The sequence below is a fragment of the Gordonia sp. CPCC 205333 genome, assembly GCF_048537885.1.
In the GTDB taxonomy this organism is placed as follows: Bacteria; Actinomycetota; Actinomycetes; order Mycobacteriales; family Mycobacteriaceae; genus Gordonia.
The window spans coordinates 248,779-271,223 of record NZ_JBCLVI010000002.1; the positions used below are offsets into that span (position 1 = coordinate 248,779).

Annotated in this window: 18 protein-coding genes and 1 riboswitch; of the genes, 8 read left to right on the forward strand and 10 right to left on the reverse strand. The window is 63.1% G+C overall.

Annotated features, from left to right (window positions below; translation table 11 throughout):
- Positions 1-4: 4 nt before the first annotated feature.
- Genes AAFP29_RS06710 through AAFP29_RS06740 form a run of 7 tightly spaced genes read right to left on the reverse strand, consistent with a single transcriptional unit; the run spans position 5 to position 10,126 of the window.
- Positions 5-1,381: an acyltransferase domain-containing protein gene (locus tag AAFP29_RS06710; protein ID WP_419216573.1), complete on the reverse strand. Its 1,377-nt coding sequence runs from the start codon at positions 1,379-1,381 to the stop codon at positions 5-7.
- A complete protein-coding gene (locus tag AAFP29_RS06715; RefSeq protein WP_419216574.1) occupies positions 1,374-2,693 on the reverse strand; it encodes a polyketide synthase in 1,320 nt (439 codons plus the stop codon). Before AAFP29_RS06715 ends, AAFP29_RS06710 begins: the two co-directional genes overlap by 8 nt.
- Complete coding sequence (locus AAFP29_RS06720) at positions 2,690-6,169, reverse strand: amino acid adenylation domain-containing protein (RefSeq protein WP_419216575.1); 3,480 nt, start codon at positions 6,167-6,169, stop codon at positions 2,690-2,692. Before AAFP29_RS06720 ends, AAFP29_RS06715 begins: the two co-directional genes overlap by 4 nt.
- 25 nt (positions 6,170-6,194) lie before the next feature.
- Positions 6,195-6,998: an ABC transporter permease gene (locus tag AAFP29_RS06725; protein ID WP_419216576.1), complete on the reverse strand. Its 804-nt coding sequence runs from the start codon at positions 6,996-6,998 to the stop codon at positions 6,195-6,197.
- The gene (locus tag AAFP29_RS06730; protein ID WP_419216577.1) at positions 6,995-7,798 is read right to left on the reverse strand and encodes an ABC transporter permease; all 804 of its coding nucleotides are present in this window, start codon (positions 7,796-7,798) and stop codon (positions 6,995-6,997) included. Before AAFP29_RS06730 ends, AAFP29_RS06725 begins: the two co-directional genes overlap by 4 nt.
- Positions 7,795-8,748 carry an ATP-binding cassette domain-containing protein gene (locus AAFP29_RS06735; protein ID WP_419216578.1) on the reverse strand — a complete coding sequence of 318 codons (954 nt, stop codon included), beginning with the start codon at positions 8,746-8,748 and terminating at the stop codon, positions 7,795-7,797. The genes AAFP29_RS06730 and AAFP29_RS06735 overlap by 4 nt, the downstream gene beginning before the upstream one ends.
- 46 nt (positions 8,749-8,794) lie before the next feature.
- Entirely contained in the window at positions 8,795-10,126 is a 1,332-nt protein-coding gene (locus AAFP29_RS06740; RefSeq protein ID WP_419216579.1) for a salicylate synthase, read from the reverse strand.
- Between the two features lie 161 nt (positions 10,127-10,287).
- Here AAFP29_RS06740 and AAFP29_RS06745 point away from each other — a divergent pair, with 161 nt between their 5' ends.
- The 3 genes from AAFP29_RS06745 (at position 10,288) to AAFP29_RS06755 (ending at position 13,793) form a co-directional block, all read left to right on the forward strand.
- A complete protein-coding gene (locus AAFP29_RS06745) occupies positions 10,288-11,943 on the forward strand; it encodes a (2,3-dihydroxybenzoyl)adenylate synthase (RefSeq protein ID WP_419216580.1) in 1,656 nt (551 codons plus the stop codon).
- Positions 11,944-11,981: 38 nt separating this feature from the next.
- Positions 11,982-13,169: a CHAT domain-containing protein gene (locus AAFP29_RS06750; protein WP_419216581.1), complete on the forward strand. Its 1,188-nt coding sequence runs from the start codon at positions 11,982-11,984 to the stop codon at positions 13,167-13,169.
- A gap of 147 nt (positions 13,170-13,316) precedes the next feature.
- The gene (locus tag AAFP29_RS06755) at positions 13,317-13,793 is read left to right on the forward strand and encodes a lipoprotein LpqH (RefSeq protein WP_419216582.1); all 477 of its coding nucleotides are present in this window, start codon (positions 13,317-13,319) and stop codon (positions 13,791-13,793) included.
- 22 nt (positions 13,794-13,815) lie between these two features.
- Here the strand turns inward: AAFP29_RS06755 and AAFP29_RS06760 are convergent, their stop codons facing one another.
- Entirely contained in the window at positions 13,816-15,420 is a 1,605-nt protein-coding gene (locus tag AAFP29_RS06760; RefSeq protein ID WP_419216583.1) for a hypothetical protein, read from the reverse strand.
- Positions 15,421-15,480: 60 nt separating this feature from the next.
- On the opposite strand from AAFP29_RS06760, the gene AAFP29_RS06765 reads away from it, so the two are divergent.
- Entirely contained in the window at positions 15,481-16,815 is a 1,335-nt protein-coding gene (locus AAFP29_RS06765; protein WP_419216584.1) for a hypothetical protein, read from the forward strand.
- On the forward strand, positions 16,812-17,867 hold the full coding sequence (locus AAFP29_RS06770) for a hypothetical protein (RefSeq protein WP_419216585.1): 1,056 nt from the start codon (positions 16,812-16,814) through the stop codon (positions 17,865-17,867). Before AAFP29_RS06765 ends, AAFP29_RS06770 begins: the two co-directional genes overlap by 4 nt.
- A 17-nt stretch (positions 17,868-17,884) precedes the next feature.
- Here the strand turns inward: AAFP29_RS06770 and AAFP29_RS06775 are convergent, their stop codons facing one another.
- Complete coding sequence (locus AAFP29_RS06775; RefSeq protein ID WP_419216586.1) at positions 17,885-18,646, reverse strand: siderophore-interacting protein; 762 nt, start codon at positions 18,644-18,646, stop codon at positions 17,885-17,887.
- 240 nt (positions 18,647-18,886) lie between these two features.
- On the opposite strand from AAFP29_RS06775, the gene AAFP29_RS06780 reads away from it, so the two are divergent.
- Positions 18,887-19,156 (forward strand): hypothetical protein, encoded by a 270-nt coding sequence (locus tag AAFP29_RS06780; RefSeq protein WP_419216587.1) that lies wholly within the window; start codon positions 18,887-18,889, stop codon positions 19,154-19,156.
- An 11-nt stretch (positions 19,157-19,167) separates the two neighbouring features.
- Here AAFP29_RS06780 and AAFP29_RS06785 read toward each other — a convergent pair whose 3' ends face one another.
- Positions 19,168-19,512, reverse strand: coding sequence for a GNAT family N-acetyltransferase (locus AAFP29_RS06785; protein ID WP_419216588.1), 345 nt, complete (start codon positions 19,510-19,512; stop codon positions 19,168-19,170).
- Positions 19,513-19,810: 298 nt separating this feature from the next.
- Positions 19,811-19,924: riboswitch (TPP riboswitch) on the forward strand.
- Here AAFP29_RS06785 and thiC point away from each other — a divergent pair.
- Together thiC and thiD are read left to right on the forward strand one after the other, a co-directional pair.
- On the forward strand, positions 19,917-21,575 hold the full coding sequence (gene thiC / locus AAFP29_RS06790) for a phosphomethylpyrimidine synthase ThiC (protein WP_419216589.1): 1,659 nt from the start codon (positions 19,917-19,919) through the stop codon (positions 21,573-21,575). Its footprint overlaps the riboswitch before it by 8 nt.
- A 68-nt stretch (positions 21,576-21,643) precedes the next feature.
- A complete protein-coding gene (gene thiD / locus AAFP29_RS06795) occupies positions 21,644-22,444 on the forward strand; it encodes a bifunctional hydroxymethylpyrimidine kinase/phosphomethylpyrimidine kinase (protein WP_419217230.1) in 801 nt (266 codons plus the stop codon).
- The last annotated feature ends 1 nt before the right edge of the window (position 22,445 follow it).

The window sequence follows — 22,445 nt, forward strand, 5'->3', positions numbered from 1 at the left end:
GCGCTCACTTCCTTGCCATGTCGGGAGCCCAGTACGAGGATGTCTCGAATCGGGTGTGCGGAAAGTCGGATAGGGGCAATCCGGCGCTGCTATGCGGCCAGATATACGCGGCGTCGTCGACGACGACGCGGGCAAGATTCGCACTGAACTCGGCGAGTGGGTCGGCGCCGCGTTTGACGGTGCCGACGGTGACGGTCCGCTGCGGTGCGGGGACATCCGCGGCGTAAACATTCTCCTGTATGGACAGCAGCATGGTCGGGTGGTCCGACATCTCGATGAAAGTGTCGACACCGTCGCGCGCGGCAGCGATGATCGCCAAGTCGAACCGCACGATATTGCGTAGATTCCAGAACCAGTAATCGCTCAGCGGTTCAGAGGGTGTGATCCGATTGCCGAGTGTCGCTCCGAAACACGGGATCGATCCCGTCAGGAATTCGACGGCGTCGAGACCGGCGGTCGCACCATAGAACGCCTCACGGTAACCGCTGACGAAATTGGTGTGACCGGGATAGTCAACTTTGATCCGGCGAGCGAAAGCGCCAGCCTGCTCGGCGCGCGACAAGATCGCCACGACGGCTTCAGTGTCACCCGATATCGCGTGAATATGACCCGAGTTGACGACGGCGAGTTCAGCCCAGCCAGAACACCGGGCCAGCAAACCTTCGACTTGATCGCGAGTCTGCCCGATCACACCCATCGTGTGATCGATGATGCCCGCGACTTCGAGTTTGCGAATCTCCCTGGCGCGCGTCGTGACAACCCGGATCGCGTCGCGCAGGCTCAGCAGCCCAGACACAACCACGGCTGCGATCTCGCCTTGACTATGCCCAATTGTCGCGGCCGGCACTACCCCCGCGTCCCGCCACATCGCGTGCAGCCCAAGGGTCAGCAGGAAAATGGCCGGCTGAACGAGCGTGACCTCCTCGCCCGCATCCTTGTCGATGAGGTAGCGCAGCGGGGAAATACCGACGGTTGCCTGGAATTCGCGGTCGACGTCATCGACGCAGGCGCGAAACACCGACGACGCCTCATAAAGTTCGGCGCCCATCCCGGCCCGCTGGCTCCCCTGACCGGGAAAGACGAATCCCACTCGACGGTCGATCGCCGCAGCCGCGGCAACCACCACGTCGGGGTGGGGCGTAGATGTCGCGAGGGCCCGCAATGCGCCAAGTGTGTGGTCACGATCACCCGCCGCAATCAACGCGCGATGCCGCCGCACTGGCCGCGCTCGCAGCAAGGCCGACGCGATATGCTCGGAGCTGAGCTCGTCATGCACCTCGAGGTAGTCGGCCAACACCGCAGCCTCTTGGGCGACACCGTCCGGTCGATCGGATGAGACCAGCAGCGCCACACGGCCATTGGGCATCGCCAACTCACTCATTCGCGGTGGCCGCCGTACTCATCCCGATTACCGCGTGCGCGTTGGTGCCCGCGATGCCGAATGACGACACCGCAGCGTAACGCGATTCGCCGTCAACCGACCAGTCAGTCAACGAGTCGGCCAAGCGCAGTCCCGTTGACGACCAGTCGATGGATTCGGTGGGTGTTTGAGCGTGCCGAGTCGGCGCGATCTGGCCGTGCAGTCCGCACAACAGCACTTTGACTAGTCCGAGCATTCCCGACGCGGCCTGCGCATGGCCAAGATTCGACTTGACCGACCCGACATATGCCGGTCGGTCGTCCTCGCCCCGATCACCGTAGATCTGTTGCAGCGCTTCCAATTCCAACGGATCGCCGACTGCCGTCCCGGTGCCGTGTCCTTCGATCAGGTCGATCTTGCCGGGATCAACGCCGGCAGTCTTGACCACTCGCGCCATCAGTCGTTCCTGGGCGGTCGCGCTGGGTACCGCGATTCCCAGTCCGCCACCGTTATGGTTGACGCCGGTGGCCAATACCTCGCCGTAGATCCGGTGATGATCGCGCAGCGCGGCAGATCTGCGTTGTACTACGACTGCTGCGGCTCCCTCCCCCCACAGGGTGCCGTCAGCCTGCGCGGAGTACGGCTGGCACTGCCCACCGGAGGCGAGCGCATTATTCTTTGAGAACTCGTAAAATGCTGCGGGCGAACCCATTACGCAGACGCCGCCGACTATCGCGGTCTCGGCCTCGCCGGCCCTGATTGATTTGACGGCCAGATCCAGCGCCGTCAGTGATGACGCGCATGCGGTGTCGACAGTCATCGACGGTCCGGTCAATTCCAGACAATGCGAGATACGACCGGCCAACGCGCCCAGCGCGGTACCACTGGCCCGGTAACCCGAGTACTCGTTGATCTCGGCCGCGCGCGGCCCGTATTCGGTGATCGATCCGCCGACGAATACTGCGGTATCGGTGCCGGACAACGACTCCGGGTTGATACCGGTGTTCTCGAGCGCCCGCCAGGCCGTCCGCAGAATCACTCGCTGTTGCGGATCCATCGCTACGGCCTCGCGCGGCGAGATACCGAAGAACAGTGGATCGAATTCACCAGCGGATTCCAGGAAGCCACCTGCATCGGTAACCTTCGACCATCCGTCGACGTCGGCGAGCGCGAGCAATTCGTCGATATCCCATCCGCGGTCACGCGGGAACGGGCCGATGAGGTCTGCGCCGGCCGACAGCGCCGTCCAGTATCCCGCCAGGGTGTCTATCCGCCCCGGCGTTTCGACAGCCATCCCGACGATGACAATCGGATCGTGGTCGTCAGAACTCATTGGTGCACTTCCTCTTCGATGGAGATCTCGGCGAGTTCGAGGAGGATATCCGCGACCCGCGATAGCCGCTCGTCGCTACCCTCCGTCTCGACGAGGCGTGACGCGATACCCCGCGCGGTCCGCGCGGAGAAAACCTCTGCTGCCCGAAACCCGTTCAGCGACAACAGTCCCCGCAGTCTCGCCGTCAGTGTCGTGGCCAGAATCGAGTTACCGCCCTGGGCGAAGAAATCCGATTCCACACCGATCCGGTCGTGCTGCAGGATCTGCGCCATCACATAGGCAACCGCCGCTTCGATCGCGTTGCGCGGAGCAACATATTCAGCTGCGGCCGGGCCACCCTGTGCTTCGGCGATCCGCGCTGCGACCACCCGGTCAAATTTTCCGTTGGCGGTCAGGGGGACGGTGTTCAAGACGCTCAGCTGATCCGGAATCATGTAGTGCGGCAGCAAGATCTCTGCCTGCGCGCGCACGTCGGCAACCTGCGCGGGCGCAGCCGGATCGGTGACGATCACCGCGGAGAGACCGTCACCGGAATTCTTCACCGCGACTGCGTCGCGGACTCCGTCGACTGACATGAGCGCGGCCTCGACCTCGCCCAATTCCACTCGGTGGCCACGGATCTTGACTTGATGATCTGCTCGGCCGAGGAAGTCGAGCGAGCCATCCGGCCGATAGCGGGCGAGATCACCTGTTCGGTACCAGCGGATTCCGGCGTGGTCGACGAATCGTGCCGCGGTCCGTTCCGGATCGCCGCGGTATCCGTCGGCGACGCTTACCCCGCCGATCCACAGTTCACCCACCACCCAATCCGGGCAGTCATCACCGGAACCGTTGACGACCCGGCAGGCCACTCCTCGAAGCGGAGTCCCGTAGGGCACCGACGTCGCGTCGGCCGGGAAGTCGGCGTCGACTTCACGGATCGTCGAATGTATCGCGGTCTCGGTCGCGCCGCCCAAACCGGCGAATCGCAATCCCGGCACCGCTTCTCGCAGTGCGCGACCCGATGCCGCAGGTACCCGATCACCACCGGTGATCACTGTGGTCAAGGTCCGCAGCTGCTCGGGTCGTGCGGTATCGACAATCATGCCGATGAGACCGGGCGCCGCATTAAGGACTGTCACTCCGGTCCGTTCGATGACGTCAGCCCACACCTGCGCGTCACGACGATCAGCCTCGTCGATGCACACCACCGCACCACCTGAGCCGAGCGGACTGAATAGGTCGAATACCGAAAGGTCGAAGTCAAGAGCCGACAGTGCCAAGGTCCGATCATCCTCGGTGAGGTCGAATTCGGCGCCGATGGCGTCAATGGTGTTGGCTGCGGCACGATGGCTGACCTGCACACCCTTGGGTTCGCCGGTTGAGCCGGAGGTGAACAGCACGTATGCGGCCGACTCCGGCGATACTGCCGCCGGAGCGGCAAGTGCCGAACCCTGTTCGGCGTCGCTGAGTGCGATCGAGGTGACACCGGCCAGCGCGTTGGCCGCGGTCGATACCAGAGCAACCCGAGCACCGCTTCGATTAAGCACGCGCTCTGCGCGCGCGCCGGGCTGATCGACTCCGATCGGAACATACTGGGCCCCGGCGGCAAACACTCCGAGAACGGCGGCGACCTGGTCGGCTCCCTTGGGAATGACGACGGCAACGGTGTCGCCAGCTCGGACGCCGGCGTCAACGAGTGCCTGCCCGATGGACAGCGCTCGCGCGGCCAGGGTGCCGTAGGTGATCTCGCCGGCACCGGAGATCACCGCGGCGCGGTTGGGCTCAGTCAGTGCGTGCCCAAAGAAGCCGTGATGTAAGGTTCGCGGCGGAAACGCCTGTGTCACAACCGCATTCACTTCGTCGCGGGTAGCCCGTGCTGATCCCGGCAGGTCCGAGGAGCCGGCAGCGTCCCAGGTCTCCGGCGCGGCGATGAGTGTGTCGAGGATTCGGCAGAACTCGGCGAACATCTCCTCGGCGACGCCGAATGGCAATGCGTCGCGCCGGATATCCCAGTTGGTCAACAATCCGCCACTCATCTCAACCACCTGCGCGTCGATGTCGACCTGTGGCCCCTGTGAGATGATCCAGACCGGCTCACCGAATCGTGCCGTCACCCGCGGCGAGAACACTTCGCCCAGTCCCAGACCGGAGGTGAACACCACCGAGGCTGTCACCGGACCGCCGCGCAGCCCACCGAGGTCACGGAGCACATCGAGGCCGCGGTAGGACGAATGCGAAGCGGCCGTGTGTAATTCACGCTGTACCTGGCGCGCGGAGTCGACCAGCGACGTGGTTGCCGACGTGTCGACATCCACCAGCACGGAGTTGGTGAAATCACCGACGACCAAATCAATCTCGGGGTGCAGTGTTTCGCGATTGAACAGCGGCACGTTGAGCAGGAATCGTTGCTCCGACGACCATCGGGCGATTACCTCGGAAAACACCGTCGCCAGTGCCACCGCGGTGGTGACGCCCCGCGAGCGCGCAGCCAATTCCAGTGCGGCCTTTCCCTTTTCGTCGAAATGCCGTGCCAGTCGGAAACTGCGCGACGGGTCAGTTCGTTCCGCTTCGGGGACGAAGGGCAGTGATGCGGGCTCGGGCAGTTGCGGGTAGCGCTGCGCCCACCACTGTCGGTCGGCCTCGGCATCGCCCGATTCACCCTCGCGCGCTTGGAGATACTCGCGGAAGGTGTAGCCGATCTCCGGCAGTTCGGCACCGTCGTACAGGGCGGCGAGATCGTCGAGGAGGCGGCGGTAGCTTTGTGCATCGGCGGCAAGCATGTCGACGTCGAGTTGCAGGCGGTGCCGGTTGTCGGGCAGGAGAGTCAGCGTGATGTCGATAACCTGACCGGCTTCGACGTCCATTCGCTGATGGCTCTTGGCATCCCGGATTTCGTCCAGCCGGGCGGCAATCTCCTGTGCGTTCTTATTCCGAAGATCCTCGGTTGTGAAGACCGGCAGCGTCGGCGCCGGCAGAATCCGCTGGGTGCCATCTTCGGTGATGGCGGCACGCAGCATCGGATGCCGAGCCACGAGTTGGCGAACTGCGATGGCCAATCGCTCGGGATCGATCGGGTCGACATCGGTTCCGCCGCCGTCGAATTCGGCGTAGAGGTGAGCGGCCACGCCGCCGAGAGCCTGTTCGTCGCCCCGGCCGATCCAATACGCGTGCTGCATACCGGCCAGCGGAAAGTCGTCGGACTGCTCAGCGTCGGTCGAGGCGGGCTGCGCCGACGCTGGAACTTCGTCGGCTGCCGTGCGCTTCTTCGCGAGTCCACCGGCTTTGGCGAAAACCCCCGACCACGCTTCGATAGTCGGCTCGAGCACAAGTGCCGAATAGTGAACGCGCGCACCACCGGCCCGCCAACGCGAGGTAAGCGCCATCAGCTTGAGCGAATCGAGCCCCAGCTCCAGCAGATCCTGATCGTCACCGATCTCATCGATCGGCAAATCCAGCGCCTGCGCGACGACTGCCCGAAGTTCGTCCTTTGTCACGTGTCTTTCCTCTATCCCTAAACTGCTATCCCTGGACCGCGCGGCGATAACCACGCGCGGCAAGTACTCCGAAAACCGCCGAGATCGCCACAGCCCAGCAAATGGTCAACGACAGCGGCGAGGCGATAGGCCCGCCTTCAGCCAACCCGACCATCGTGTCGATCGCGGGGCTCATCGGCTGATATTCGACGATCGGCTGCAGCCATCCCGGATACTCGGTCGCCGGAGCGAAACCCGTATTGAAGAACAGCAGCACCAAAAACAGCACGCCGAGGTACTGGATCTGCGCCTTACCTGACACCGTCGCAAGCGCTATCACCACCCACGCCCAGGCGACTCCGAACAGCACCGGAATCAGGACCGCGCCGAGGCCGGCCAAAAGGCCCTGCTCGAACCGAAAGCCCATTGTCATGGCGAAGACGAGTAGAACGACGGTCCCGGCGAGGATCCGCACCGCCTCGGCGAGAATACGCCCCAGCAAGAAACCCGATCTGGGGACCGGCAACGTCCACAATCTGCTGAGCAGACCTGAGTCACGGTCGTTGATCAGCGCGACGCCGGTAAGCATTGTGCCCTGCATCGCGCCGACGAGTGCCACCAGTCCCGCGTTGCCGAAGATACTTTGCCCCGCGCCGATCGCGGTGGTCGACTTGCCGAAGACGACCTGAAACATGATGAGTAGGAAGGCCGGAAAGACCAGCGCCTGAATAATCACACCTGGATCGCGCAGCCACGCACGAAGCAGTGCACCACAATGCACCGCAGACTGGGTGACCACATCCACGGCGGCGCGCGGCGCCGACACGGTTCGAGTGTCCAGCGTCATCATCGTCGAACCTCCGCTCGTGCCGCGAGACGCACCGCGACCACCCCGCCAACCAGAAGGCCAGCCGACCACGCGAGTACCGCCACATAGTCGGGCGTCGTGCCGGTCGTCAGCGCACGCATCGCATCGGCGAAGATCGATACCGGCTGATTCCGCACCACCGGGGCGATCCAATCCGGAAACGCCTGTGCGGGAACCAGACCCGTGGAAAGCATCACCAGCAGTAGCTGCGGGATCATCAGAATCTGGACGATGCTGTCGGGGTGAGCCACGACATTCGCCAGCGAGTCGGTCAGCATCGAAAGCCCAACCGCGAAAACAACCGCGAGCACCACGAATTGCACACTCTGCCACCATGATCCGTGGAACCGGAATCCGAAGGCCGATCCGATGGCGGCGGCGCCGAGGACCGCGACGAGGGTCCGGACCGCCGCGTAAAGAATTCGCGAGACCACCGGGAGCCACCGCTCCACCGGCAACGAAGCAAGGCGATCACGCACGCCGTCCTGCGCCTCCGCGGCGGCGATCTCAGCCGAGATGATTGCCGCGAACATCGCGGCCTGCAAGATGATTACCGGCGTCAGGTATTGCGCGTACCCACCCTCGTAGTCGGCGAATCGGCGGTACAGCGGCACGTACAGGCAGACGAAGAAGACGATCGGCGAACCGAAGGAGAAGAAGAACTGTCCTTCCCGAACGCCCGAACGCATCAGTCGAGTCGTGAGCACCGTGAGCGCGGTTGGTGCCGCAACCGAATTTCGGATCGCCACCCGACCGGCAGGTCGGACGTCGAGAAAGGTCATGATCGTTGCTCCGCGGGCACGTCGGAGACGAATCGGAAGAACACTTCGTCCAACGAGGGCCGACGTAGCGCGATATCGGAAACATCGATAGCGGCGTCCTGCAAGACCGCGACTACCGCACTGATCGAATCGAGGCCGTCGGGTGCGGCGAGCGAGATTTTCGGTCGGGCACCGGCAACTGTGTCGCCGGGTGCGGGATCGAACCGGGCCAGCACCTGTTCAGCGCGTTGGAGATCAGCCGCGTCAGCCAACGTGACGTCGCAGATAGCAGCTCCGGCAAGACCTTTCAGCTGCTCCGGCGTCCCCGACAGGACTACCGAGCCGTGGTCGAGCATCACAATGTTGTCCGCTAACCGATCGGCCTCCTCGAGATACTGGGTGGTCAGCAACACGGTGATGCCCTCATCGCGCAGCCCCGCGACCGTCTGCCAGACGGCCGCCCGACTCTGCGGGTCGAGCCCGGTCGTCGGCTCATCGAGGAATAGCACCCGCGGCCGGGTGACCAGCGCACAAGCGATATCCGCGCGTCGTCGCATACCTCCCGACAACGCCGAAACTTTTCGATCGACGAATTCGCCGAGACCGAATGTCTCGACTACCTCGTCGATCCGGCCGGCGATATCACGTCGGCCCAGACCGGTGAGCCGGCCGAACATCGTCACGTTTTCGCGAACGGTCAACGCACCGTCGAGTGATGCGTACTGGCCAGTGAGCGACACGATTTCACGAACCTTCGATGCCTGCGAAACGACGTCGTAGCCACCGATCAGAGCGCGCCCGCCATCGGGCCTCAGCAAGGTGGACAAGATCGACACGGTCGTGGTCTTGCCACTTCCGTTGGGGCCGAGCAAGCCGAGAATCTGCCCTTCGGAAATCTCCATCGAGACGCCGTCGAGTACCCGTGGTCCGCCGTAGGTCTTCACCAAGTCTTCGAGCACAACAATGGGCATGGCTACGCCCTCCTTCGTCGGTTCAATCGGCACTGTGGAAAACGGATCAGTCGGCGGCGGGCACGACGAAGGGTGCCACGCTGCCGAGCTTCTCGCAGGTCTCTTCGAATTCACGGTCAGGTGTGGACTGGTCGACCACGCCGGCGCCAGCGCATAGCCAGGCCTGACCGTCGTCGGAGAACGCGGTCCGCAAGGCGAGCGTCGCTTCCAGATCACCGGCAGACGACGCCGTCAACACTGCGCCCGAGTACAGCTCACGGCTATGCGGCTCGAGGCGATAGATCGCTTCGATGGCTTCCCGTTTAGGGATGCCCGAGGCCGTGATCGAGGGAAACAGCACCGCGAGCGCGCGCCACGGTCCCGCTGCCGGGTCGAGCGAACCACGCACGGTCGAGGCAAGATGCTGCACGCTCCCCCGTTCCCGAACCACCATGAATTCACTCACCGACGTGGTGTCGGCGACGGCGATCGATTCGATCTCGTCGAAACATGCGCGAACTGAAATCGCATGCTCAGCAATCTCTTTCGAATCAGAGATTAACTCCTCGCGAGCCGAAGAATCTTGCTGGGCCGAACGCCCGAAGGCGCGAGTGCCCGCCAGCGGCTCGGTGACCACCATGCCCTCGTCGTCAACCGCGACGACTAGTTCCGGACTAAATCCGGCAGCCTCGAGCGAGCCAAGCGATAACAAGAATGACCGCGCCGGATTGTTGCCCGCACGGCCACGAGCGTAGGTAGCCGGCATATCGATCGGGAACGGGACGGACACCCGGCGCGACATGATGACCTTCTGGTAATCGCCGCGACGTATCTCGGCCACTGCGGTGGCGACCCGCCCCCGGTAGTCGTCCACGTCCGCACTGACGTCGATCGGCGCGGAGTCCGCCAGTTGTCCCGCCCGGCTCGCGATTTCAGTCAGTCGCTCGGCACGGACGGTGTCGGCCGAGCCGGTGTCGATACCTGTGGCATCGACATATGCTTCGAACTCGGGAACGATCAGGTGCGCCAAAACGGCATCATCGAGCACCCGGTCGGTCAGATCGTGGTGTGGTGCGCAGAAGTCGAAACCCACCCAGCCATAAACCCGCCAGTGCGGCAGGTCCAACGCACTCAGCGCGGCGTCGAGCGCGACCGACGGGTCACCGGCCCACGCCTGCGAAGTCTGGTCGTCATCGCGAGTGACGGTGATCGAATCCTTGGTCAAGACAATGCGCACCCGAACACCGGCCGCGAATACCCAACGACCGTCGCGTTCGTACACAACATGATCGCCGAAGTTCCCTTCGCTGGCCCACGCCGCACAAATCAGAGCGGCTTGCTCGGGAGTGATCTCGGTTAGCGAGTGATCGACATTCTGCTGGTCGGTAGTCAGCGACATGATGTTTACATTCCTCGAACATGGATTGACGTGGGGTTATCGGGGGGAACGGGCTCGCGGCTCTTAGGTCAGCCTAACCTAGAAAGGTACAAAACCCACTGTTAGCTTCGTCGCAGGAATATCATAAGGCTAACCTAAAGATCCGTGTTTTAATAACCCCCGTGGATTCCCCCAGTGACCTCACCGTTGGCTATCTCGCACATCCTGAAATCGCGGCACAGAAATATAGAAATGCGGACATATTCGACAATCTGCCGCTGTGGAGGATACTCGACTCGGCGGTTCTGAACCGAGCTGATTCGCCGGCGATTACCGATGCGTCGGTCGACGGGCCCTTCACTCTCACTTATGCCCAATTAGACGCGGCCGTCGCACGTCGTGCGGCCGGCTTCGTTGACGCCGGGTTGGCACCCGGCCAGCGGATAGTCCTGCAACTGAACAATTCGGCAACCTTCGCGGTCACCCTGCTTGCTCTGCTGCGCATCGGCGCAGTCCCCGTGATGACACTTCCGGCTCATCGGATCTCGGAGATCGCCGGACTCGCGGACCGGTCCGGCGCGGTCGGCTATATCGGCGAGGACGGCCGTCGCGGATTCGACTACCGCACACTCGCGACCGAATTGCGCACCAGAGTGCCCGGCGTCGAACAGATCTTCATCGACGGCGACCCTGGAGAGTTCCTCGCGCTGCCCGATGCCGACCCGGCGTCGGTGACTCTTCCCGAGGACGTCGACCCAGACCTTCCGGCACTCTTCCTGGTATCCGGCGGAACTACCGGTCTGCCCAAACTCATCGCGCGTACCCATAACGACTACGCATTCAACGCACGACAATCCGCGACGATCGCCGAACTCCGCGCCGACGACACCTACCTGGTCGTGCTGCCCGGCGCGCACAACTTCCCGCTGTGCTGCCCCGGCCTTTTCGGAATGCTCTCGGTCGGCGGCCACGTGGTGTTCACCGACGTGGCCAGTCCGGACAACACCTTCGACCTGATCGAAGATCACCGGGTGACCGTCACCGCACTGGTTCCCGCGCTCACCCAATTATGGTGTGCCGCAAGCGAATGGGAGCCCGCTGATATCAGCTCGCTTCGATTGCTCCAAGTCGGTGGTGCCAAACTGGCTCGACCCGACGCACAGGCAGCCGACGAGGCATTCGGAAGTGTGATCCAACAGGTCTTCGGAATGGCCGAGGGGCTCATTTGCTACACGCGGCTCGACGATCCACGCGAACTGGTTCACGAGGTCCAGGGACGGCCGATGTCCGACCTCGACGAAGTCCGCATCGTCGACGCCGACGGTAATGACGTCCCCGACGGCACTGACGGTGAATTGCTGGTCCGCGGTCCGTACACCATCCGTGGCTACTACCGCGCCGACGAACACAATGCGCGTTCATTCACCGACGACGGGTTTTACCGATCCGGCGATCAAGTCCGCCGCCTGCCGTCCGGCCACCTCGCGGTGACCGGACGGATCAAGGACACCATCGTGCGGGCGGGCGAGAACGTCGCAGCCGACGACATCGAAGAGGCATTGCTTGCTCATCCCGATATCAGTCAGGCAGCCGTCGTAGGACTGCCCGACGACATGCTCGGCGAAAAGATCTGCGCCGTGCTGGTACCTCCCCTCGACCGCGCCGACGCCGATGGCCTCGATCTGCCCACGATTCGGAAATACCTCGCCGATCAGGGGCTGGCGTCCTTCAAACTTCCCGACGCCGTCGCCATCGCCGGCAGGCTGCCTGTCACCGCGGTCGGCAAGATCGACAAGTCGGTGTTGCGCGACGAATTGCTCACCGACAGCGCCGGATAGCCACGACGGCGACCACGGCTTGCTGGCAGACTGCCGGTATGTCCGAACCTCGCACACTACTGGTGAAATTCGCCGAAGCCGGTGACGGGTACCTAACGTGGCGATGGGTTAGCTCACAGGGCCCGTCAAAGTCCGTCGGTGTCGCACATATCGACGCCGCCGTGCTTTCGGCCGCCCGCACGACGCTGGCTAACGCGACACCGGATCCACTCCCCGGTGAAACCACGTCGGAGGGTGTCGACCGCGCGTTGCTCGACGGGCCGTTCGCACGACCCGACACCACTGCGGCCCTCGCCCGCGAACTCGGAAGTGCCCTCATACCAATCGAATTGACCGACACCCTGAAGGGCGAACCGACGCGCCCGATGGTGCGTCTGCAACCATCGCCATCCCTGACTCGGGTGCCGTGGGAGATGCTGCACGTGGGAGCGGCCGACGGCGTCGCATTCGACGAATTCGCCGATATCGTAGGCAGCGCCCCCGCGACAGTGGCGGCCGGCGACGAAGCCAACTCGCCCTGGACCGGTCCAGTGGTCGCGGTTATCGATCCGCGAATCCCAGGACAATCGGCGTCGTCAGCACTCGGTTCGGTGTTGGGCCGGCCATCGGAGGTCTCGCCGCTCGCGGCGCTACTCGACCGGTCCCCGGCAATCCGCCCGCCGGCCGCATCCTATTCGGACCTCGCCCGGCGTACCGATGTTGATCGAAACTGGTTGCGGAACAATATGATTGATGCTGGACGACTCCTGTATGTCGGGCATGTCAGCGCGGCATCGGGGCCCGACGACGAGAGTGTCAGCGCCGCATTGCACCTGTGTTGCACCGACGAACACGGCACTCATCGTCCGTTGACCGCATATGACGTACTGACCAGCGGCTACCGACTACCGCCGCGCACAGCTCTGATCGGATGTAATTCCGGCGGCGATCTGGAACACCCCGACGGCATGGGACTGTCGATGGCCGCCCTCGCAACCGGTGCCCAACTGGTCACCGCCACCAGGTGGGCCGTTCCCACCAACCACGCGTTGGCGCGCGCGGGTGATCTCGGCGGCCGAAATCCATTGGAGGACTTGATCCTCGCCGTCGACTCCGCACATGACTGCACCGATCCGGTCCGAAGTCTGGGGAGATGGCAGCGAGAGCAGCGCGAGCGGTGGTATGCGAACGGCGATCTCGCGGACGCACCACTACTGTGGGCCGCGCTGACAACTACTGAGCGCTGAATTACTAAGCAGCACAAACGATCCCCAAACTGGACCAGTCCAAATAATGCGATCTGTGATCGGTAGACGCCTGTCGCGATTACGTTTATTTCCAGCACGCCGGCATGGCGGCAGCACCGAAAACCTCAACAACAATCAGGAGTAGTCATGCGTAAGATCCAGATCCTCGTCGCCAGTGTCGGCGCCATCGGCCTCATCGGCGCCCTGGGCGCGTGCTCCGACGATTCCTCCAGCGACACCGGCAGCGGTGATACGGGGGTGAGCACCGGCGGTGACGCCTCGGTGACCATCGACGGCAAGCCCCTTGACATGGGATCGAAGAAGGTCGTCTGTACCGAGACCGGCGGTAAAGTCGCCATCGCCATCGGCGACAACACCGCGGGCGGCACCGCGGGTGTCGGCGCCACCCTTACCACCGGAGACAACCCAGAAGTCGAGACTGTCGGCCTCGGTGCCACCAATGGACAGGCGCTGGGCTGGGCCAAAGGCACCCCCGGCGGCGACGCCAAGGCCACCAAAGACGGCAACACCTACACGATCTCCGGCAATGTGATGGGCGTTGACATGGCCAACCCGACGGCACCGTCGAAGAAGTCCTTCGAGATCAAGGTCACCTGCCCGTAGTCCGGCACCGCCTCGCCACTGGCTACCAAGTGACGAGGGGAGCTCGATCTTCGGACAGTCCGAACCGCTGCTTGGCGACGTCGAAGGCGTCGCCAAGCACAACGGTATCGGGTGTCATCAGCAGCGGCGGCGGAGCCGCCACCATAAGTCTCGCGTCGTCATCGATCGATCGGATCGGCACGTCGCCGACCATGAGCTCGGCGGCACCGTCCGCCCACTCCTCTTCGCGCTTGATGTCCCCCGTCAGCACGGCAGCACTCAACACCCGGTGATCTGCCACGAATGATGCTGCTGCACAACGCAGTTCGACCAACTGAGCTACCACGCCGGACTCGCCCAGGCGAAATGCCAGCGCGAATGCCAGGGCAATCGCCTCCGCACCGCGTTGCTGCGCGAAGTGCCGGCGCTCAGCGTGACGGGACGAGGCGAAACTAGCGTGATGCAAGTAGACCGCCGCCGCGAGCACTTTCGCCAACGCCGACCGCAAGGCCGTCTGATTGGCGGTGGTGAGGTGCGGGTGGAACTGGCCGACGTAGCGTGCATGGGTCAGGTCGCAGACCGCCGCCATCGCGAATCGCTGCTGCACCAACGCGATTTCAGCTGCCTCGCAAATCAATTCAGCCGCTTGGTCATGCAGCTGGGTGGCCTGCTGAGAATCCTCGGAACTCAGTGCACAATCCTGCGTCGCACCCGAAGCCTGTACCAAAGCCGCGACCAACGTCATCGGCGACGAATCCCCCCGAGCCTGTTCGACGACGCCAAGATAGTGCTCGCGCGCCTCGGCGACGTCGTCATTCGCGTGCAGTCCAAACCCAACCGCCTTCGCCGACTCCGAACGATGATGCGGTTCAAGGAAATCCGCGTGAGCCAAGGCCGCAGCCGCGTATTCACCGAACAACTCGGCAGCGCGCGCGGTGTCGTTGCGTCCCAACGCGATGTAGCCGCGCAAATGCTGCAATGCCGCGCTGGCTTGAATATCGTCGACGACTCCTTCGGCCCGATCAGCGACACGAGTCGCCTCGTCGTAGTCTCCGATCCGAGCGTGGGCCTGGGCGAGATTCAGCAATGCGATCCCCAACGACTCCGGCGTATGGAGTGCACATTCGTCAACGGCTTCGCGCGCGTAGGTCAATGCCCGAGCCCACTGCTCACGTTCAGTGGCTATGGCAGCCACCGAACAGAGGGTCATCGCACGATTGCGTCCGACGTTGTCGGTCTCCGAGGCCAACTCCAGCGCGATGACCACGTCGGCATCTGCACCGTCGATATCGTCCATCGCTTGCAATACCTGACAGCGATTGAGGCGAACACCCCATTCCTGCTCGTTCAGCCGCCGCTGGTCAGCCTGACTGAGATCGACGTCGCGGACCGATGCGATCAGCTCGAGGCAGCGATCCAAATGCGCCAACGCGATCGAGACTTCACCGGAATTCAGACTGATCACATGGTCGATATTCGCCACCCGCAGTTGCGCATCCACCCGCGACCGCGGATCTGCGGTCGCATCGGCAACCTGTCTGGCCCGCTCAAGCGTCGAGGACCACTGGGCATCCCCGCTCTGCAGTTGTCCTGCCAGGACTTCGATGAGTCGGCGCACCTCAATGGCATCGTCGTCGAGTTCGACCATTCCTACACGGTAGATTCTGACGCGAGCCCGTGTATAGCGCCGGAAAGGATGTCGATCACCATGGCAGCTCCTCGCCCGCGCACAGCAGTGATCGACCAGGCGTGGCGAAACATGGTCAGCGCCACGGCCACCCGCGTCGAAGGTGACCCGTTCGCAGTGCTCAGCGGGCGCGACGGACAGCCGCTGGCCCGAACGGTCAAATGCCTCATCGATCCGTTGGTACTGCGGCTACGTGCCAATCCCGAGTTGGGTCGACCATTGCTTGATGTCGCGTCAGTCGCGGAAGTCGGCAGACTGATCAGCCTCGCCGCACCTACGATTGCCGACACCGCACGGTGGTTCACCGAACTCAAATACCAGCGACGGGCGGCTGCCATCACCGGCGGGAATATCCAGGAGCAGTACTTCCCGCGTGCTTTCGAACTCGCGGTTTCGTATGGAGCTCCTGGCAACGACGCTGCTTCGATCGCAGCTGAGATGATCGCCGAGATCCATCAGTCCAGTGCGGGAATGTCAGTCGCCGATCTGACCGCGTACCTCGATGAGAATCACGCCGAACTCGATGAACGTCTCAACCGGATATGGGGCGCCGGTGAGCGGGGATCCGACGCCGAGCCCGACCTGTGCATTGCCGAAGTATTGGCGGCACTGCTGACCGACGACGTCTCGGCGAGTGACCGCGACGGGCGGTGGGCAACTCTGACTGCTTCCGCGGTCCCCGCGCAGATCGGGCTGAGGCTATTCGACTCCGGTGCGCCGGTCGACCAGTTACTGCTGTCATGCGGAGTCGAGATCATGAAATCCGCTCGTAGACTGTCTCTTTCGGAATTCGCGCCGGCCACAATACCCGTACTGCGGGGTCGCGGCGGAGACCGACCACTGGACCGCTCGATCGCGACCCGGGTGACCACTACCTTGCGTCGGTCACGCGATCGGGACGAACTGCCTTCCATTGGCGAACTCGTCGGCCAGGAGATCAGCCGGTCCCGTCAGCCGTGGGCCCTCGACGGAGCAGTGTGGCATGCCGCGTTGCTGGTGGGCGTAGTGGTTGCCGCACAGTTGCATCCTCTTGCGCCACAACCGAGTTCCCACCATTTCGTCCAGGCGATGTCGCAGCGGCTGGCCGCCCAGGCGCACATCATGTACAACCGGCGGTTCCTCCTCGAAGGCTCGGCCGCGAACAGTGCACTCGCGGCCGATCTGCTGGAATTCTGGCGGCCCTACCTCAACCGCCTGTGGGTTCGGTTGCATGGATGGTCCGTCGTCGGACCTGACACGGCGACAACCGAATTCGACGCGGATTCACTGTTAGACCTACTTGACGGGATCGCCCGGTCGGTGAGTTTCGACCAGCGTTCACGTATTCGTGCCACGATCGAAAAGTCGGCCCGATGAGGATCTCGACCGCATCACGGTCCGCCGACGGCCCCGCATGGATGACCCTCCCCCTCGAAGTCGCCGGCGGAATGTTGACCTGGCGACTCGATTCACCGCATGATGCGGCGCCGCATCTGCACTTGTGGAGCCCGGGTGATGCCGACTGGCTGTGGCGCATCGTCGGCGAACAAGAACACGTCGGCGCACTGACTGCATTGGGAGACAACGGTGCCGACATCTCGGTCGAGCGTTCCGGCGATCCTACTCAGTTGTCGATACTGCGCCGGCTCGCCTGGGGACATTGGTTACGAAGGTGGTGGCCGACAAGTGTCGCCGACGGCATCGAGCCGCTGAACGCCGCGGTTCTCGACATCGAGGTCGCACTACTCACCGAAGACTGTGACAACTATTTCGATGCTGACTCCTTCGACGGCGACCCCGAGGCGATCGTCGTCGGACATGACGAGGACGCGATCGACTCCCTGTCAACCCATTTCAGTCCAGATGTTCGCACACTGCATCGCCGTTGGCTCGCTCGCGACAACAGCGTCGTTACCCGGTCCGAGAACATCGCCGTAGTCGCCGACGACTACGCTCTCGTCGCGGGGTCCGCCAAAACGGCGGCGCCCAGCGTCGACGCACTAGCGCGGGGTCATGCGTCACTCGCTTGGGAGTCGGTGCCCGCCAACACTTTCGATGCTGCCGAAGACACGATCGCTTGGTCGATCGACGCTGCGCCGGAGGTGGTTGCCGATATCGCGGTGGCTCTGCTGCCAGCACGTAGTGCACCGCCGCTACGCGTTGAGTTATCGCTCGCCACTCCCGCGATGCGTGTGCATGCCGCCCTGGATTCGCTTGGCACCGCGCGGATCACCTTGCCGCTTACCGCGATACAGGCATGGCGCACCGATTGGTCGACACTGATCTGCGCCGTCGGCGAAGTACCCGGCGATACCTCGCGTGACCTACGCGAGCAGGTTCGCGCAATGCTCAGGCGGCGGCTATCAGGAGCAGACGACGGAATACCGCTGTTCGTCGCCGAGCAGCTAGTCGCTGAAGCGGATTACTGACCGCCGCAACAGCACGCCTATCCGAACGAGCGACCGTAAATCCAATAAGCCTGCGACTTCACACCTTTGCGCCCGAGCTTGTAGTCGTTGCGGAAGAGGGCCGTAATTGCCCTGGTGGAAACCGATTCGGTTGCTATCCAACCGAATTGGCCCGCGGCATCGAACGCCTGCGCGGCGACCGCGGCAATCAGATCCGCACCACCGTCAGTCCGGTCGACGTAGTGAACCGTGTCTTGCGGTCGCCTCTTGATCGGCAGCGTGCGTTCGGAGGCGTGGCTCACCTCGAACCAAATAGTCGCGGCCGCAGCCGGATTGGACGATCCGTCGATCGCCTCGAGCAGCGAATTGATCGCCGGGAGGGAAGCGGCATCTCCGACGATCAGCCATCCCGACGGCGCGGGATCCGGATAGGCGAACTTGGAACCCATAAAGGTCGCGTTGATCTTGTCGCCAGGCTCGGCCGTCTGGGCCCACCGCGCCGCGGTGCCGTCATGAATGGCGAATTCGATGTAGAAAGTGTCAGTGGCCAGGTCGGTATCGACCAGGGTGTACCCACGCTGGTGCAGTTTGCCGTTGTCTTCGAACCACAACCGCACCCACATGGTGGGATGAATCGGTCGAGCGCCCAGTAGTCCACCGCCGGTGAAGCCGAGCCGCACATAGTCGTCGGTGATGGACTCATTGCTGGTGACAGTGAAGACGAAGTCGTCAGCTCCCATGAGCTTGAGGACTCGGCCCTGCCACCCGCGTGACAGTGTTTGTGTTGACGCGTCAGCCATTAGGCGCACCCTTCGCTAGATTCGAGCGCCACCCTACCCGATGTACTTAGGCTAACCTATCTTTCCATCAGGCAATGGCTATCCACCCAGCTGCGACACGCCACATAAGCGCAGATCAGGCTAGGTCGCTCATCATTCGTTCAGTGAACAGGGGCATGCTCGAGTCATGCGCACGCAATCAGTTCACGCGATATCGCTACTTCCCCGGCCAGGTGGCCGCATCATCGCTAGGATCGGCAAATGAGCACCCGCAAACGCGACCGGCAGATCCCGCGATGGCTCGGCGTCGTAATGACCGCCTACGGTTCGCTGGCGTCACTTGCGCTGGTCGTGCTCTACGCGAAGGCGAGCACTGGATCTTCATCCGGAACGGCGACCGCGATCGCCGCGAGTTGGTCAACCGCACTCACTGTCGCGCTGGTTGTCGCCGCCACGATGATTGCCGGAATCAACCTCGCCAATAGCCGCCTGCGACCTGCGGTTCTGCGCGATCGCCACCCAGGTCGTTAGCTGGTTGCAGCTCACGCCGCGATTGGCACGACTCCCGGATGAGCATCTAGGTATTGCTTGGTAAAAGTGCACACCGGCCGAATGCGCGCGCCCTGTTCCCGCACGTAGTCAAGGGCACCTCGGGTGAGTCTGGTTCCCAACCCGTGCCCGGTGTATTCGTCGTAGATAACCGTGTGCAGAACGGTGATCACCGACCCCTCCGACGACACCTCGGTTTGATAACCGAGCACGCCGACGAGATCGCCCGCGACCCATAGCTCAAAGCGATCGCGCGTGGGATTGTGCACGACCTCGGCTATTTGCTGCAGAATGGCCTGCGCCGATTGCGGCGGGCGATGACGACGTTTGAACTGCACAATTGACTCCTTTGCTCCCAGTAAACGCCGACGACGACGACGGCACCTGATGTGCCTTTCCACGACGTCGGCCCAACTGTGACTCTAGTCACAGCATAGCTAGGAACGACCCCGCCTGCGAGCTGACTCGACCCCGATTCGCGACCCGTTTCCGTTCTGTATGCAAATTGCGATCAATTTTCACAAAAACACTCCAGTTCCCCACCTGCCACAGCGGACAAAGGGGACATTCCGCCGGGCCAACGACGACGGCGAGCATCTCGACGGCGGCAGCGGTAGTGTGTTGGACGCACATCACAAATGAACACGCGGGGGCTCTCACGTACCGAGGGCTGAGATGGCGACAGGACGGTCGCCGACCGCCGGAACCTGTCCGGATAATGCCGGCGTAGGGAGTTGAAAGCATGGGCACACCTGTATCCGCGACCCAGATCACGACTGGTCCGATCGAAGGCAGCAACAAGCGTTATTTGGAACTCGATCATCTGCGAGTCCCCCAGCGTCGGGTCAATCTCACCAACGGTGAACACCTGGATCTATATGACACGTCGGGTCCCTACACCGACTCCGACGCTGAAATCGATGTCGAGGCCGGGCTCGCCCGCACCCGCGACTCGTGGACCAAACCCCAGGCGATCGGCGGTGCGGCAACCCAATTGGCATGGGCCCGAGCCGGCATCGTCACCGACGAGATGCGATTCATCGCCGCACGCGAAGGCGTCGATCCCGAGTTGGTCCGCAGCGAGGTCGCCATCGGCCGCGCAGTAATTCCCGCCAATCACCGCCATCCTGAATGCGAGCCGATGATCATCGGAAAGGCATTCGCGGTCAAGATCAATGCGAATATCGGTAATTCCGCGGTCACCTCGTCGATCGCCGAGGAGGTCGAGAAGATGGTCTGGGCAACCCGATGGGGAGCCGACACGATCATGGATCTGTCCACCGGCAAAGACATTCATCAGACCCGCGAGTGGATCATGCGTAACTCGCCGGTGCCGGTCGGGACGGTCCCGATCTACCAGGCGCTGGAAAAGGTCAACGGCGATCCAACAAAACTCACCTGGGAGCTGTACCGCGACACCGTCATCGAGCAGGCCGAGCAGGGCGTCGACTATATGACCGTGCACGCCGGGGTACTGCTCCGCTATGTGCCATTGACAGCCCGTCGGGTCACCGGCATCGTGTCGCGGGGTGGATCGATTATGGCCGCCTGGTGCCTGGCCCACCACGAAGAGTCGTTCCTCTACACACATTTCAACGAGCTGTGTGAGATCTTCGCGCAATACGACATCACCTTCTCTCTCGGCGATGGCCTGCGTCCCGGTTCCATTGCCGACGCAAATGACGACGCTCAGTTCGCCGAGTTGCGTACCCTCGGAGAACTCACGAAGATCGCGAAATCCTTTGGCGTGCAAGTGATGATCGAAGGTCCGGGCCACGTGCCGATGCACAAGATCGCGGAAAACGTTCGGCTCGAAGAAGAATTGTGCGAGGAGGCCCCGTTCTACACACTCGGACCACTCGCCACCGACATCGCACCGGCCTATGATCACATCACCTCTGCCATCGGCGCTGCGATGATAGCCCAGGCCGGCACCGCAATGCTCTGCTACGTGACTCCGAAGGAACACCTCGGACTGCCCAACCGCGACGACGTGAAAGTCGGTGTGATCACCTACAAAATCGCCGCACATTCGGCCGATCTGGCCAAAGGCCATCCGCGCGCACAGGACCGGGATAACGCATTGAGCAAGGCGCGCTTCGAGTTTCGCTGGACCGATCAGTTCAATCTCGCCCTCGATCCTGACACCGCACGGGAGTACCACGACGAGACGATGCCGGCCGAGCCAGCAAAAACAGCCCACTTCTGCTCGATGTGCGGGCCCAAGTTCTGCTCGATGCGCATCTCGGCTGATGTGCGTGCCTACGCAGAGGAGAACAATCTGGTGACCACCGAGGACATCGATCGTAAGATCGCCGCGGAAATGGCAGCGAAATCGCAGGAGTTCATCGACGCGGGCAACCGGGTGTACCTCCCTCTCGACAGCGTGGAAAGCGTCTGAACCGCTTGAGCCACAACGGAGTACCTCTTCTGCCCACCGCCCGGATCGGCGCGACGCCGGTCCGGGTGATGACCGTGGCGGGGTCGGACTCCGGCGGTGGCGCCGGAATACAGGCCGATATGCGCACCTTCGCACTCCTTGGCCTGCACGCGTGTGTCGCTGTCACCGCCGTGACTGTGCAAAACACCGTCGGTGTCAGCGATTTTGTCGCTATCGACCCGGAAATCGTTGCCGCTCAGATGACTTCAGTCGCCACCGACATCGGGGTGAACGCCGCCAAGACCGGCATGCTGGCTTCGGGTGCCATCATCGAGACCGTCTCCGGCACCGCCGACGATCTTGGTATCGGGCGCGATCACGCCACGCCGCTCGTCGTGGACCCGGTGGCTGCCTCGATGCACGGCGACCCATTGCTGGCCGCCGAGGCATTCGATGCGTTACGTACCAGGCTGATTCCACGGGCAACCGTGGTGACCCCAAATCTGGACGAGGTGCGGCTGATCACCGGCATCGAGGTGACTGACCCTGCATCGCAACGTGCCGCCGCACGGGCGCTCCTCGACCTCGGAGCTCGGTGGGCGTTGATCAAAGGGGGGCATCTGCGCAATTCGCGGCAGAGCCCCGACCTCCTGAGCGATGGCAGCGAACACTTTGAGTTTACTACCGAGCGCATCGCAACAGGCCACGACCACGGTGCCGGTGATACCCTCGCCGCGGCCATCACCGCTGCTCTGGCACATGGGTTTTCAGTCCCCGATGCCGTGCGGTTCGCCAAGTCGTGGGTCACCGAAGGATTACGCTGGGCCTACCCTCTTGGCGCCGGGCATGGTCCGGTGAACCCACTGTGGCGAGTGTCGGAACCGGAGTAGG